Source organism: Mixta hanseatica (genome assembly GCF_023517775.1).
In the GTDB taxonomy this organism is placed as follows: Bacteria; Pseudomonadota; Gammaproteobacteria; order Enterobacterales; family Enterobacteriaceae; genus Mixta; species Mixta hanseatica.
This window is the reverse complement of sequence record NZ_CP082904.1, coordinates 2,599,285-2,612,208: the sequence shown is the minus strand read 5'-3', so window position 1 is coordinate 2,612,208 and position 12,924 is coordinate 2,599,285. Positions and strand designations below refer to the sequence as shown.

The following is a 12,924-nucleotide window of genomic DNA, read 5'->3' as shown; positions in this document are numbered from 1 at the left end:
AGCGCGTGCAGGTTTGCTGGTTTTCACTATCGCCGCATACACTGTTAATACAACAAAAGGAGAAAATTATGGCTGATGTACATTCGGCTGCGGTGCGCAGCAAAAATATGCGCGCAATCCGCACGCGTGATACCGCCATTGAACAACGCCTGGCCGAATTGCTGACGGATCGCGGCTTTCATTATCGGGTGCAGGATAAAAATCTGGCGGGACGTCCCGATTTCGTGCTGGATGAATCACGGGCGATTATCTTTGTTCACGGCTGCTTTTGGCACCATCATCACTGCTATCTGTTTAAGATACCGGCGACCCGCACCGCTTTCTGGATGGGAAAAATCGGCAGTAACGTTGAGCGCGATCGTCGTCATATTGCGCAGTTAACGCAGCAGCAGTGGAAAGTGTTGGTAGTATGGGAATGCGCGCTGCGCGGCAAGTTAAAGCTGGATGATGAGGCAATAGTGAGTCGTCTTGAAGAGTGGATCCTTGCCAGCGACAGTAATGCCGCCATCGACCATCAGGGCATGCATCCGTTGCTACTGGCGCCGGACGGTTCTGCTCCCGCCTTGTCAACGCCGGGAGCAACCTGAGGCTAAAACCTTAGCTGGCGGTTAAAGAAAAGCGTTACCGTCTGGCGACAGCAGGGAAGAGATATCCCGTTCCAGTTTAAAGACGTTGACCGCCCTGGTGAGCTGTACCGCCTGCAGGCTAAGATCCTGGGTGATTTTTGTTGAGTCTTCCACCAGCAGGGCATTTTTCTGCGTCACGTTATCGATATCATTCAGCGCCTGCGCTATTTGAGTTACGCCCGTACTCTGTTCAGCGGAAGCAAGGGTGATTCCCTGCATAATCTCATTTACCTGACCAATGGAAGAAACCAGCTCTTTCATGGTGTTGCCAGCCTCGGTAACCCGTTCGGTACCCTGATTAACATTTTTTACTGATTCGGCGATGAGCTGATTAATTTCTTTCGCTGCATCAGAACTGCGCTTCGCCAGATTGCGTACCTCTGCTGCCACCACGGCAAAACCGCGGCCTTGCTCACCGGCGCGTGCCGCTTCAACCGCTGCGTTCAGCGCCAGAATATTGGTCTGGTCGGCAATGTCATTAATCACGTTATTGATGAAGGCGATACGGTTAGCGCTGTTTTCGATATTGCCCATGGTGGCGATCACGTTGCTCATTATATCAGCGGCGCTATGGGATATCAGGCTGGCTCGCGTGGTTAACTGGCTGGCCTGATCGGCGGTTTCAGCATTTTGCGATACGGTAATTTTAATCTCTTCCATACTGGCGGCGGTTTGCTGTAACGAAGAGGCTTGCGATTCGGTGCGTGAGGAGAGATCGGTATTTCCCGCAGCAATGTTGTTGGTGTTCTGTTGGATATGCGTGGCAGAGTGTTGCACCGATGAAATCATATCAATCAACGCATTTTTCATTTTATTCATCTCGGCGAAAAGCATGCCGAACTCATTTTTATCCTCACAGGGAACGGGCACCAGCAGATTACCCTTACTGATTTCAGAAAAGATGAGCGATGACTGATGTAGCTTATAAAGCAAATTATTTTTCACCCAGCGCCAGGTGGCAATGGAAATCAATACAATCAAAATAAAAACGCCGGTTGATAACACGATGATTTTATTTTTATAGTCACGCGCCAAACTGGCATACAGTTTATTTTCTTCCGCTTCCTCCTGCAGAAATTTATTCACATGATCGCTTAACTCACTTAAAAGCGAAGAGGTAGAGGTGCTGGCGCTGCCGCCGTCAAGCAGCTGCTGCAACGAGAACGCGTAAACACCGGTTAGCTCCCTGGTCACTTTTAGGATGGCTTCCACATCCTCGTCCTGCTGGTATACGGCCAGCTTGTCCAACGCAACGGCGATCTCTTTCATACGGCGGCGGGAAGAGTCTACATAACGCTGCGTCAGCGGCGCTTTGCGCCAGACATCCGCATCTAATGTATTGATGTCGGCGCGCGTCATGGCGATTTTATATCTTATTTCATTCAGGATTAGCGCTTTATGACTGGAAATTTTTGATTGTTCAAAGTTGTATTCGGAATTTAAACCAATATTAATAACATAAGTGATGAAAACAGTGATAACGGTGAAAATGATCAATATCAAACTGTTTGCGGCGGTAACTATCCTGATGTTGCGCATAAATACCCTTCTCCATTTTTTGGGTTATTAATAGAATCGGTATTAACCGGGAAAACTTAAGGGATCAATAAAAGGCCGGTTGTGGTGTTTAACCGCTCAGAAAATTTTTAATCGTTAATCGGAGTGGTAGAGCTATCTGCGGCAAATAGCGGCTTCCCGTCTATCGCTGTCGTTAGCGGGTAAGGTCGGTATGCGCCGAGAAACCGGCTAGAGGGCTTAACTATGATGGCAGGGCGCAATTTTTAATCGATTATCAGCGTACATTAACGCGAGCAGGCGCAAAGTTTGCCAAATCAGGCCATAATTGGTTAGATCGCTGTTTTAGCCTAATCGGTCCTGGAGAAGAGTATGCCCAGCATTAAGCTTACGGTACGGCGACTGTATAAGCTGCAGGGAGAGCGCCTGGTTAATACGCGTGCAACAGCGCGCGTTTATGTTGGGGAGACCCTGATCGCCACGGAAGAGATTACCGGCATGACGGAAAGTTCGGTCAGCAAATATTTGCATCATCACGCCGGTGATGGGCCGTTACGCGTGGAATGGGACTGTGAAGGTATAGCTGATATGGCGGTCAGCGAGATGCAGGTTTGCCCCTGTTGTCAGCATGATGAACTGTAAAAAAGGATTCTAACTTGGCTGGAAGTAGCTTACTGACACTGCTTGATGATATTGCGACCTTACTTGATGACATCTCCGTCATGGGTAAAGTCGCGGCGAAGAAAACGGCTGGCGTACTGGGAGACGATCTGTCGCTCAACGCGCAGCAGGTTACCGGCGTAAAAGCGAACCGGGAGTTACCGGTGGTGTGGGGCGTGGCGAAAGGCTCGTTCCTCAATAAGCTGATCCTGGTGCCGCTGGCGCTGGTCATCAGCGCTTTTGCGCCCTGGGCGATCACGCCATGGCTAATGATCGGCGGCGCCTGGCTCTGTTATGAAGGCGTGGAAAAAGTCATGCACAGCCTGCAGCATGACAAAAATGCTGAAACGCCCGAGGCGCGTCAGCAACGGCTAAAGAAGCTGGTGGAGCAGGATCCGGCCGGCTATGAGAAAAAGAAAATCAAAGGCGCGGTGCGCACGGATTTTATTCTCTCTGCCGAGATCGTGGCGATTACGCTGGGAATTGTCTCCTCCGCGCCGCTGTTAAACCAGATATTGGTTCTATCCGGCATCGCTATTTTGGTGACCATCGGCGTATATGGCATTGTGGCCGCCATCGTTAAGCTGGACGATCTCGGTTACTGGCTGAGTGATAAGGCTTCCGCGCTTGCGCAGGGGCTGGGAAAAGCGCTGCTGGTACTGGCGCCATGGCTGATGAAGGTGCTTTCTGTGGTCGGCACGCTGGCTATGTTCCTGGTGGGCGGCGGTATTGTTGTACACGGTATTCCCCTCCTGCACCATACGATCACCCATTTCAGCGAAGGTTTTCACGGTGTGATTACCACGTTACTGGAAAACGGCGCTAACCTGGTTATCGGCTTTATTATTGGTTCGATCGTGCTGTTAGCGGTAAATTTGATTGCGAAGCTGCGTGCTTAAGGTATAAAGAGCGGCGAAATTGATTAACGGGAGCATGCTATGAACGACGATATCTTTGAATTTGACATCGATGCCCAGCTGGAAGAGGCGCAGGCCAACGCTGAAAAAAAAGCCAGCGAAGTGCCGGCTGATCTGGGTGATGAAGCTGATTGCGAAGGTTGCAAAATTTAATCACCAGCGGCTTTCGTCAAGATGAAAAACGGACATCTGTCCGTTTTTTTTCGCCTGTCGGCGGCGTAAACCAGGCTTTAACTTTTAGCGGATTACTTTTACTGTATATTTCGCTGGCTTGCGTTGGCTATGCTCTATTTTTGGCTGGGGCGGCAGGAAATTTTTGGCGCAGCCTGCTATATATAATGGGTGCTTTTTCACCAAAAAAGGAGGCCGCATTATGTTTATCAGCGTCAGTGATGAAGTGAAGCATAAAGAGGATGGTCAGACGATGATCGTCACCGGCATCGCCAGCGGAATGGTGGAATGTCGCTGGTACGATGGTTACAGCGTAAGACGTGAAGCATTCCGTGAAGATGAACTGTTTCCAACAAGCCGTGCCCGTCAGCTTGCCAGCTAATCCCTCTCTTCTGTTATCCCGCTGGTCTTGACTGGCGGGATGCGTTTTTGTACATTTGGTTCATTATTTCTCTTTTTTGCGCCACCTTGGCGCTATTAATGAACCAGGTGAACCATGTCAGAAGAAACTCTCCGTCACGCTTTTTCCGCAAGGCTCATCGAAGCCTGTAACCGTAAAGGTCTGGAAGCGCACGGGCGCGGCGTCACGCTGGCGCGGGCGCTGACGGTAACGCCGCGCGCCGTAGGGAAATGGCTTAACGGCGAAGCATTGCCGCGTGACGGTAAAATGCAGGCGCTGGCAGACTATCTGGATGTCAGCCGTGAATGGCTGCAGCTGGGTACCACGGCACTGGATAACAACGTACGTACGGTACCGCAGGCGCCGGGCTATAACAGTTATCCTCTCATCAGTTGGGTCAGCGCCGGGCTGTGGAGCGAGGCCGTTGAACCCTGGTCGCGTGCGGAAATCGATCGCTGGCCGGCCACCACGCGTCACGTTAGCGAAAATAGCTTTTGGCTGGAGGTTAAAGGCGACTCAATGACCTCGCCGATCGGCCTGAGTATTCCGGAGGGAATGATGATTCTGGTCGACCCTGATATCCCCGCTACTTCAGGAAAACTGGTGGTTGCGCGCCTGATTAATGCGAACGAAGCCACGTTTAAACGCTATATCGAAGATGGCGGGCGTAAATATCTTAAGCCGTTGAATCCAGAATATAAAATGCAGGAGATCCATGACGACTGTCGCATTATCGGCGTGGTGGTGGAAGCGAAATGGGAAAATTTAGCTTAAGCGATTCCGTTAACAAAATGAACTAATTGTTCTTGTTATTAATGTACTAATAGTTCATTATCTGTCTATCCTTTTATCGTCGGGAGAAGAGGAATGGATATGATAATGAATGGTATCCTGTTGTTGTTGGGCATAGTAAAAGGCTGTATCAGCCAGTTAACGCTGCAGGAGTGGGGCTATCTGCTTGGCATTGTTTTTACGCTGTTGCGTGGGATTATGATCTGGCGAGATAACCGTAACGAACAGCGGCGGCGTACCGAAATTTTTGAGCGCTATGCCAGCCAGCTGGCGCAGCGGGGCGTGCGACAGGCATGGAAGAAATTGCAGCAGCTGGAAACCAGGCCGCCTTCTGAACCTCCTAAAAAGTAAACGCCTGCCATCTTTTGATAACAGGCGTTACTGGCGAAGCAGGGCGGTGGTCGCCGTCTCTGCTGTCCGGCTTAAACGTGACCTTCGTTATCCTCTTCAACCGCCTGATAAATACGCTGCAAAATATCAGGGAAGGCAGACTGTACGCGACTCCAACTGGGAATAAATGGCTTATCGTTAGGGCGCTCCATAAAGGCCTGACCCGCCTCCAGAATCGCCTGGGTAAACATTTCGACCGCCGCTTCTTCACTGTGCTGATCGAAATGCAGGCCATTCATGGTCGCTTCATGGCTGTAGGTTTCCATCATATCCAGCGCGTTACGGTAGTAGGTCGCTTTTAGTACCCGGAAAGAGTCGCTGGTCAAGCTTACGCCCATTGTCGCCAGCTTACGCAGCAACGACTGTACAATATCGTTACTCATCCGGCGCAGCCCGCCGGTGCCATCCTCCTCTGAGAGCGGCTGATGCTTATGGTCGTAATTATGCGCAATCTCCGCCTGGCAGCTCTGACGGGTAGTGTAGTTGCGATAAATCTCAGACAGCACCCCAATCTCCAGCCCCCAGTCGCCGGGAATTTTAATATTATTCAGTACATGGGTACGCATGGCGAATTCGCCGGATAATGGATAGCGGAAGCTGCTGAGATATTCCAGATATTCAGAATGACCATAAACCTGCTGTAACGAACGCAGCAGCGGCCCAACCAGCAGACGACCCACGCGTCCGTTCAGTTTGTTGTTAGCCACCCGCGCGTAAAAGCCTTTACAGAACTCATATTGAAATGCCGGGTTCGCCACCGGATAGAGCAGGCGCGCCAACATCCCGCGCTCATAGGTGACAATATCGCAATCGTGCAGCGCTACGCAGCTGCTACGATCGGAAGCCAGCGTATAGCCGGTGCAGAACCAGACATTGCGTCCTTTACCCGGTTCGGTGGGCGATAACCCCTCTTTATCCAGTTCAGCGTCCAGCGCTTTCAGGCGTGGGCCGTCGTTCCATAAAATTCGGTGGCGCTGAGGCAGGCGGGAGAAAAACTCGCGAGCAAATAAAAACTGATCGCGATCGGCGCGATCGAGGCCAATCACAATCTCTTCCAGATAGGGCACCTGCGCCAGCTCATCAACAATATGATTAAGTGCCGGTCCTTCCAGCTCAGAAAACAGCGAGGGCAAAATTAAACCCATTTTGCGTTTACGCGCAAACTGCACCATCTCTTGTTCCAGCGACTCAGTTGAGCGACCGGTCAGATTATGAAAATTCGTAATAACGCCGTTCTGGAAAAAATCACTCATATCTGGTCCCCATAAGGCAATCAGGCGAAAATGCCATGGTTGAGTTATTCCTGCGAGATAAAGTAGTCAAGGCCTTCGCTCCAGCCTGTCGGGCCATATTCCATAGTTTGATAAACGTGCCGCTCATCCTGACGCGTCAGTTCTACCGGAAACTTGCTGTAGCCCTTGATCACGACAGCATAATCAACACTATCCAACATCGGCGCATCGTTAGGGCCGTCGCCAAGCCCGACGGTAATAAAGCGTTTGCCTCCCGCCGTGGTCATATTTTGCAGCAGCCAACGCAGCGCCTCACCTTTGCCGCTGCCTTTTGGCATGACATGCCAGAAACGCCCTCCCTGTACCAGCATCAAAGATTCTTGCTCCAGCTGTTGCTGAAAAAGCGTAAACTGTTCCTCGGTATCACGCCAGACCAGTGCTTCCGACGCTTCACGCATGCGCGCCAGGGCGACATTTGCCAGTGGCAGACCGGTGATATTCGCCAGCTCTTTTTCCGTAAAATCAGCAAAGCCGGTGAAGCGAAACTGGTATTGCTGTTGCAGACGGCGCAGACAATCGCAAATTTCCACATAGTTCTTACCGGCGTGATGACGCACCATTTCGCCCTGGGCATTATCGATCTGCACCAGTGCGCCATTTTCCGCAATAAATGGCGCACCAGGAAACCCCAGTTGCTGCTGCAGCGGGATTACCTCAGCAGCAGTCTTACTGGTGCAAATGACCAATGGAATATCCTGCTGCTGCAGCAGCGTTAGCCAGCGTTCTGCCGGTTGCCAGCTGTAAGTATGATGATCCAACAATGAGCCATCCAGGTCGGTAACGATCATCAACGGGTCGTGCAGATGCGGCATGCTTAAATCCTCATGATAACGGAGGGGCGCTCCGATAAATGCTGATGCCTAAGTATAACGACAGATGTTAATTATGAGGGCTGATTAGCGTAAAAGGCGGGTTAACTTGCGCTCAGATTACTCTGTAAAATTAACGAATATTGGTACATTAGTCTGTCATTTAATGCGAAGTGAAAAGGCGTTAACCTGACGATATTTAAGCACTAACTGGCGGAGTAGTAGTGAACGACGGGAATAGTTAACGTTAAATAAGATTTGTCTTAAGGAGAAAATAACGTAATCTGTCTCCGTTAAGGAATTTCCTGGTGTAACGAATTTCATTGACGATTCTGTCATCCCGGCCTCGCGAGGCCGGGATTTTTTTTGCCGTTTAGCGGTTAACTTCGCTAATCGAGCAATCGTGAATATCAAATTCAAACGATCGCGCTATCAATGGCCCCACGCCATAGCCTTCAGGCGTGCCTGACTGCTGTGCCAGCTCCCATTCGCTGTCAGCATTTATTTTATCGTAAAGCCGGGCCTCATCGCTGGATAAGAGGGGAGCGGGATTATTCGTTGCCTCAGCGTTACGCGGTTGATAGTGGCTCATGATGATCTCCGGCAATCAGGCGTGCGGATAAGTATAGGCAAAGGGTAGAAAGGAAAAGAGATAAAGCTCGCAGGGTGACACAACCAGGAAATACCTTAAAAAAAAAGCCCGCGCTGCGCGGGCAAAATCCTTGTTACTTTTAGGTTGACTGCGCCTATGGGGTTGGTGCAGTAAAAACAGTGTAGATAAAACCACCGTTAAAAGTCTCGCTGAGAAACGTTAAGAAATTGAAAATCTTGCACGGAATAATCTCCTTTTCATTGCCTTTACGCAGCCTTACAGGCAACAAATAACCAGCCTGCTACACTTAACCGCTGGAAAAATGAAGAAAACAGGAGTCGTTATGGATTTATTGCGCATTATTATTGCCATTCTGTTACCACCGCTGGGCGTATTTTTACAGGTCGGTTTTGGCGGCGCGTTCTGGCTAAACATCTTGCTGACGCTGCTGGGCTATATTCCCGGTATTATTCATGCGGTCTGGGTGATTGCGCGTCGTTAATTCACCGTTTATGCTCCGCTTTTAATCTAAAAGTTCAGGCAAAAGAGCATGAAAATGAAGGTAAACGATCGCGTCACGGTAAAAACTGATGGCGGCCCGCGTCGCCCAGGTACCGTCCTGGCGGCAGAAGATTTTAATGAAGGCACCATGTATCTGGTGGCGCTGGAAGACTATCCGTTGGGTATCTGGTTTTTTAATGAGACCGACCATGACGAAGGCGTGTTTGTCGAGCCTCTGGCGGACAGCGAATAAATAAAAACCCACCGCTAAACGGTGGGTTTTTGCGTTATGTGGTCGCCTGCTTGAGACCCAGACCGACAGGATTAAAACTTTTCCCAGTTATCGTCGGCGGCTAAGGCCGGTGCCGGGCGCAGCTTAACGGCAGCCGGTGCGGCTGGGGCGGCGACGTTAACCGGCGTGCTGCTCTCCTGCTGCGACAGGCGGAAAGCGGCTACGGCTTTCGTCAGGCGTGCGGCCTGTTCTTCCAGCGAAACTGCAGCTGATGACGCCTCTTCTACCAGCGCGGCATTCTGTTGGGTAACATTATCCATCTCGGTGACCGCCTGGCTCACCTGCTGAATACCGCGGCTCTGTTCATCGGAGGCAGCGGCTATCTCCGCCATAATATCGGTAACGCGCCGCACCGCCTCGACGATATCGGTCATGGTTTCGCCAGCATGACTGACCTGCTCAGAACCCTGGCCAATCAACTGCACTGATTCAGCAATCAGGCTGTCAATTTCTTTGGCCGCCTGGGCGCTGCGCTGCGCCAGATTACGCACTTCGCTGGCCACCACCGCAAATCCACGACCCTGCTCACCGGCTCGCGCCGCCTCTACCGCCGCGTTCAGCGCCAGAATATTGGTCTGAAAGGCGATGCTATTGATCACGTTGGTAATTTCAGCAATTTTCTTTGAGCTGCCGGAGATATTATCCATGGTATGAATCACGCCGCTGACGATATCGCCACCCTGGCGCGCCTTGCCGGAGGCATCGGCGGCCAGCTGGCTGGCATGATGAGCATTATCCGCGTTCTGTTTCACCGTGGCCGTCAGCTGCTCCATACTGGCTGCCGTCTGTTCCAGCGCGGAGGCCTGCTGTTCGGTACGTGAAGAGAGATCGGTATTACCGGCAGAGATTTCACCAGAACCCTGATAGATAGCGACGGCGCCTTCTCGCACTACGCCGACGGTTTGCACCAGCGACAGCTGCATCGCCTGTAAATGCGCGCCCAGCATGCCGATTTCGCTGCGGCCCCAGTTGCGTAGCGGGGCGGTAAGATCGCCGGCGGCAATACGTGCGATGCGTTCACCCGCCTGATGTAGAGGCTGAATAACGATATGGCGTAAAAAGATAAAGGTCATCAGCGTCAGTACCAGCGCCACGGCGAACGCCGCCCCCATAATGATAAAGCCAAGATGGGACTGCTCGCTGGCCTGGTGATTAATCGCTTCGGCGCGCGCGGTGCGAATTTTAATCGCTTTCAGCAGCACCTCATTATATTGATCGTCAAGCTTGCGGGTAACATCGGTTTCCTGGGCAATCACCCCTTCAAAGCTGCCCTGTTTCGCCGCTTTCACCATCGGCAGCAGCCCCTGATTAAGATAGGCGTTAAACCGCGTTTTTAACGGATCATCAAGCGCGCTATCGGCTTCGCTTTTATTCGGGCGATCCTGATAGGTAGTGAAATTTTGCTGCGCCTGCGCGAGACGTTTTTCCACCGCCCCGAGGATCGAGCTGAACTCATCCATTTCGCCGATGCGCGCCGCGGCGCCGGCATGAATCACCAACAGTCTGGCGGTACGTAAATGGTTCGAGCTGTTAGATAACGCCATACGCACCTGAATTTCCTGCGTCGCTTCGTCCAGCGAGCGGTTGCTTTGCAGCAGAAACCAGCCGGAAAGCGCAATACACAGGGCAAACAGCACTAAGATGCCGCTAAAAATAGTGGTAAACAGGGGAACCAAACGCAAATGCTGCCAAAAGCTGACCCGATCTTGGGCCTCGTCAGGGGAGGTGCTTTTCATATCCTTTTGCTCTCTGTAGGTAAGGTTGGCGATGTGAAATCTGTCATAAGCATCGGCAACCCCGGCAAAAGGCTTAGCGGGATAAATGAGAGGCGCGTCGCAAAACGCAAAAGCATTATGGCCGGCAAGCGCCGGCCATAATGTTTATCTTACGTTCACGTAGATACCGGACGTCACGTTGTCCGTCAGACGCACCACATGATAAATAACCTGCTTGTTGTGGGTCTTGATTTTACGCTTAATGTTGCCTTTGTGTGATGAAACCGTTTTGGCTTTAATTTGCATCTTGTCAGAGATTTGAATGGTATCGTGCCCGGACATCCACATTTTAAGCATATTTGATTCGGTCTGGCTGAGCGTTAAGGGATTCGCGTCAATGCCAGAGGAAATGCGTGTGTTAGCGCTAACTTTTTTCTGTAAATAACTGCTTAATAACTTATCCAGCGTGGCGGACTTTACCGATTTTGATGTAATAATCAAGTTCTTACGAACATAGAGGTATTCCTCAAAATGGATATTAGCAATCGCCATAAAGATAAGAAATAACGTATCAGGATGCTGTAAAATAATATTGCGAATGCGCTCGCTGGAATCAGCTTCATGAATGAAGCATTCTTCGTTAATAAAGACAACGCCTGGCTTTAGCTGCTGGCATTTAATGTGTAGCTGCTCAATATCGTTAACGGATGAGATATTTTTCTTTTTAATCCCTTTTGTAGCCATGTAATCCATTAAACCCAGACGTGTGTAGCTGCATGAATCCATAATAATCGTTGGCATGATAGCGACCCTCACCAATTTGTTATCCGTTAAATCAACGATGAATACGCGTTTGCGGTACGGGAAAGATTTCTATTAACAATCTTGTAATTTTACTCAGCTGTGCTGAATCCGGAACGGAGCAGTGCCGAGGTCATCTTTCGTCCTTGTATCTACAGCAGATTTTTTGCAGGACAGCATAAATGACTACCTTTAAGCGCAGCAGAACGCTAACGGCACTCTGTCGTAACGACAAATCACCGTACTCAGCGCCTGATGCACCTTTTGAGAACGCTTCCACTATCGCGCACAACTCAGACAATCCTGATAGGACAAATCTTAAAATGATTTGTTTCGCGAATGTGTAGCATACTCGGGAGCCGAGACAATGCCGTAAAAATCCGTTTTAGACAAGAAAAAAACGCAGAAAAATTTTTCCTTTCGAAAACATCCATTTGCGTATTTTGCCAAAGGCTGACCTGACATAAAACTCGTTGCGAAGTCCGTTTTAAAATACGCGATGCGCGATTTAATGCGAATAATTTTCATCGCCTTACGCTATTTATCAGAATTTCCTTAGTGAAATTCTGATAAAAATGGTTCGAAAAGTACCCAAAAACATTGTGGATGCTTAAGTATCTATAAGTAGCGACTTAAGAGATGTTGGAGTTTAGTTTTGCGGGAGTTCAGAAAGTATGTCAGAAAGTAAATCAAAGACTTCACTGAACAGGTGCTCACAAAAGGGGGCGAGAAGCGGCATAAGTATACCGATTGTTAAAATTCCGATCGATAAGGTTACAGGAAAGCCGATAGCGAAAACGGATAGCTGTGGTGCAACACGGTTTAACAAACCCAGGGCCAGGTTAATCGTGAGCAGTAAAATGATAAGCGGCAACGCTAATCGCATACCGTTCAGAAAGATTAATCCACCGGCTTTGGCAAGCGCCAGGAATGCATTGGCATTAAGTGGATCTCCGCCAATCGGTAATGTATGAAAACTGTCCGCCAGCAACGAGATCAACCACAGGTGACCGTTAAAGCTTAAAAACAGCAGCATCGCCAGCATATCCATGAAACGGGCCAGCACCGGCATATTCAGTCGGCTGCCGGGATCGAAGAAGGTGGCAAAAGAGAGACCCATCTGCAATCCAATAAGTTCCCCGGCCATTCTCACCGCGGCAAAGGCAAACTGCATGGTAAAGCCTAAAGCGATGCCGATCAGGATTTGCTGAATCAGTAGCCAAAAACCGCCCACCGAAAACAGGGTGACATTCGTTGGCGGCAGCTGAGGCGCCAGAAGCCAGGTGATCATCACCGCCAGGCCGATTTTGACTTTTTTGCTGACGGCGCGTTCGCTGAAAATCGGCGCGGTACTGAACAGGGCAAGCAAACGCACCAGCGGCCAGAAAAACTGGCCGACCCAAAGCATAAGTTGGTTGCTGTCCAGCGTTAACATAGGTGCGGTCTCTTAA

The 12,924-nt window shown here is 50.3% G+C and carries 16 protein-coding genes; 9 read left to right on the top strand and 7 right to left on the bottom strand.

What is annotated here, in order from left to right:
* Positions 1-68: 68 nt before the first annotated feature.
* Complete coding sequence (locus K6958_RS12595; protein WP_249891424.1) at positions 69-587, top strand: very short patch repair endonuclease; 519 nt, start codon at positions 69-71, stop codon at positions 585-587.
* 21 nt (positions 588-608) lie between these two features.
* On the opposite strand, the gene K6958_RS12590 is transcribed toward K6958_RS12595, so the two are convergent.
* A complete protein-coding gene (locus K6958_RS12590) occupies positions 609-1,985 on the bottom strand; it encodes a methyl-accepting chemotaxis protein (protein WP_249891423.1) in 1,377 nt (458 codons plus the stop codon).
* 528 nt (positions 1,986-2,513) lie between these two features.
* On the opposite strand from K6958_RS12590, the gene K6958_RS12585 reads away from it, so the two are divergent.
* From K6958_RS12585 to K6958_RS12565, 6 genes are all read left to right on the top strand, one after another.
* Positions 2,514-2,783: a hypothetical protein gene (locus K6958_RS12585; RefSeq protein ID WP_249891422.1), complete on the top strand. Its 270-nt coding sequence runs from the start codon at positions 2,514-2,516 to the stop codon at positions 2,781-2,783.
* Between the two features lie 14 nt (positions 2,784-2,797).
* Entirely contained in the window at positions 2,798-3,700 is a 903-nt protein-coding gene (locus K6958_RS12580) for a DUF808 domain-containing protein (RefSeq protein WP_249891421.1), read from the top strand.
* Positions 3,701-3,739: 39 nt separating this feature from the next.
* Positions 3,740-3,871, top strand: a complete 132-nt coding sequence (locus K6958_RS21140) for a hypothetical protein (RefSeq protein ID WP_256470536.1) — start codon at positions 3,740-3,742, stop codon at positions 3,869-3,871.
* A gap of 220 nt (positions 3,872-4,091) precedes the next feature.
* A complete protein-coding gene (locus K6958_RS12575; RefSeq protein WP_249891420.1) occupies positions 4,092-4,271 on the top strand; it encodes a YodC family protein in 180 nt (59 codons plus the stop codon).
* Between the two features lie 114 nt (positions 4,272-4,385).
* A complete protein-coding gene (locus K6958_RS12570) occupies positions 4,386-5,063 on the top strand; it encodes a LexA family protein (protein WP_249891419.1) in 678 nt (225 codons plus the stop codon).
* Positions 5,064-5,156: 93 nt separating this feature from the next.
* Positions 5,157-5,432, top strand: a complete 276-nt coding sequence (locus K6958_RS12565) for a hypothetical protein (RefSeq protein WP_249891418.1) — start codon at positions 5,157-5,159, stop codon at positions 5,430-5,432.
* Positions 5,433-5,503: 71 nt separating this feature from the next.
* Here K6958_RS12565 and K6958_RS12560 read toward each other — a convergent pair whose 3' ends face one another.
* From K6958_RS12560 to K6958_RS12550, 3 genes are all read right to left on the bottom strand, one after another.
* Entirely contained in the window at positions 5,504-6,724 is a 1,221-nt protein-coding gene (locus K6958_RS12560) for a glycosyltransferase family protein (RefSeq protein WP_249891417.1), read from the bottom strand.
* Positions 6,725-6,768: 44 nt separating this feature from the next.
* Positions 6,769-7,575: a mannosyl-3-phosphoglycerate phosphatase-related protein gene (locus K6958_RS12555; RefSeq protein WP_249891416.1), complete on the bottom strand. Its 807-nt coding sequence runs from the start codon at positions 7,573-7,575 to the stop codon at positions 6,769-6,771.
* A gap of 370 nt (positions 7,576-7,945) precedes the next feature.
* On the bottom strand, positions 7,946-8,164 hold the full coding sequence (locus K6958_RS12550) for a YodD family protein (RefSeq protein WP_249891415.1): 219 nt from the start codon (positions 8,162-8,164) through the stop codon (positions 7,946-7,948).
* A 343-nt stretch (positions 8,165-8,507) separates the two neighbouring features.
* Between K6958_RS12550 and K6958_RS12545 the strand changes: the two genes are divergently transcribed.
* Both K6958_RS12545 and dsrB read left to right on the top strand, forming a co-directional pair.
* Positions 8,508-8,666, top strand: a complete 159-nt coding sequence (locus K6958_RS12545; protein ID WP_038625380.1) for a YqaE/Pmp3 family membrane protein — start codon at positions 8,508-8,510, stop codon at positions 8,664-8,666.
* A gap of 54 nt (positions 8,667-8,720) precedes the next feature.
* On the top strand, positions 8,721-8,918 hold the full coding sequence (gene dsrB, locus K6958_RS12540) for a protein DsrB (RefSeq protein WP_249894678.1): 198 nt from the start codon (positions 8,721-8,723) through the stop codon (positions 8,916-8,918).
* A 71-nt stretch (positions 8,919-8,989) separates the two neighbouring features.
* Here the strand turns inward: dsrB and K6958_RS12535 are convergent, their stop codons facing one another.
* The 3 genes from K6958_RS12535 to fliR form a co-directional block, all read right to left on the bottom strand.
* Positions 8,990-10,693: a methyl-accepting chemotaxis protein gene (locus tag K6958_RS12535; protein WP_249891414.1), complete on the bottom strand. Its 1,704-nt coding sequence runs from the start codon at positions 10,691-10,693 to the stop codon at positions 8,990-8,992.
* A 144-nt stretch (positions 10,694-10,837) separates the two neighbouring features.
* The gene (gene rcsA, locus K6958_RS12530; protein WP_249891413.1) at positions 10,838-11,473 is read right to left on the bottom strand and encodes a transcriptional regulator RcsA; all 636 of its coding nucleotides are present in this window, start codon (positions 11,471-11,473) and stop codon (positions 10,838-10,840) included.
* A gap of 649 nt (positions 11,474-12,122) precedes the next feature.
* On the bottom strand, positions 12,123-12,908 hold the full coding sequence (gene fliR, locus K6958_RS12525) for a flagellar biosynthetic protein FliR (RefSeq protein ID WP_249891412.1): 786 nt from the start codon (positions 12,906-12,908) through the stop codon (positions 12,123-12,125).
* Positions 12,909-12,924: the final 16 nt, after the last annotated feature.